At 36.9% G+C, this 1,540-nt stretch carries 1 protein-coding gene; it reads right to left on the bottom strand.

Features of this window, described 5'->3' with window-relative positions:
- Window positions 1-349 precede the first annotated feature (349 nt).
- Complete coding sequence (locus tag DW096_RS18865; protein ID WP_118930949.1) at window positions 350-1,297, bottom strand: site-specific integrase; 948 nt, start codon at window positions 1,295-1,297, stop codon at window positions 350-352.
- Window positions 1,298-1,540: the final 243 nt, after the last annotated feature.

Here is a 1,540-nt window from a genome sequence, read left to right as displayed (position 1 = left end):
ATTCCGTTACTTCGCAGGTAACGGGAACCATCTTGAATCAATTATGTGAAAAGAAGTTTAATATAGTTGTAATGCCTCTATAATTGTTTATAACATTTTAAGTGATGAAAGATGAAAAGTGGCTTATAGGTGGAATTCTGATAATATGACCGAGAGGTAAAGTTACGATAAAGGGAAATCAAAATATTTATAGGGAAAGAAAGACTTAAAGTGTTATTTTGTAGAGTTTTGGCTTAAGGGGAAGTTGTTGAGAAATGAGCGAGAGGACTCTTCCCTTCAAGAGATGCTTCTTGCGGGAGGAATAAATATGGACACATCTAGGCCGCTTTGTCAATAAAAATAAAAAAATCTATGCCGAGATTCCATTGCTTTTTACAAAAGAAATTACCTTCTCATTTGCTTCATCAATCTTCTTGTCGTTGAAAGGTTTGAGATAGGTTTCAGTAACATTTATCGATGAATGTCCCATCGCTTCGGAAATAATGCCAGGGTGAATCTCACAATAATATGCCATTGTGGCCCACGTGTGTCTTGCCGAATACGAACTAAGATGTGAACTCATATTCAAATGTGTTTTTAAAGCTGACAGCTGATAGTTAAAACGCCTCAAAGCTGATTGATACTCTTTATAAGCCGCTTCTGTACCATCCTTGCTACGTAATATTGGGAATAAATAAGGTGAGTTCTCGTCCTTATTGGATACCATGTGTACCAGCTGTAAGGCTTCAGGGGATAGAAGTACCCGTAAGGTGCGACCAGTCTTTCTTCTACGATAGGACAATACATTCCCTTGCAGGTCTTTCTTGTGCAAGAAAGCTAAATCGACAAATGGGAGACCACGCATCATAAACATAAAAACAAATAGCATTTTGGCCTTTTGAAGGCTTGAGGAAGGAATCCTTTTGGACAAATCCATTTCTGTCCCGCGAACTAAAGTTCCTATATCCGAAGCTTCCAAAGCTCTTTTCTTGTCTGCTTTAGTTCCTGTATACACATGTTCAAATAATCTAGGAGTATAACGGACACATCGTAAATCTACAGCTCGATTGTAAGCCGAGCGAATGACTTTCATATAGGTAGAAACGGTGTTCCAACTGCAATCTCGTTGACGCAGGTGCATTTCAAAACGTTTCAAAACCACTGGATTCAATTTGCGCAGATGCAAATCCCGATAGTTATTGAATGCGGAAAACACATTCAATGTAGATTGGTAAATATGGGCTGTTCCCCATCTCCCATTTTCTCGAAGCTCTCCAATAATAGTTGACAGCATTTCTTGTAAGATAATCTCTTTCATCTTCAATTTAAATTATACATTCTCTTATTAATAATATGTATAAGTACAATCCCTTTATAATGCAGAACATACGTGCAAATACACTAATAATTGGGGCGAACAACAATCCCATTAACAAAAAAGTGCGCTTAAATGCAGATTTTTCGATTAATTATAAAAAAACAGCATTATTATTTGCTCATTTATAGAAAAACAATTATGTTTGCACGGAAAATTCCTCCGTTACCTGCGAAGTAACGGAAT

The sequence above is a fragment of the Bacteroides sp. AM07-18 genome (genome assembly GCF_003602695.1).
Classification (GTDB): domain Bacteria; phylum Bacteroidota; class Bacteroidia; order Bacteroidales; family Bacteroidaceae; genus Bacteroides; species Bacteroides uniformis.
This window is presented reverse-complemented; position numbering and strand designations above follow the sequence as displayed.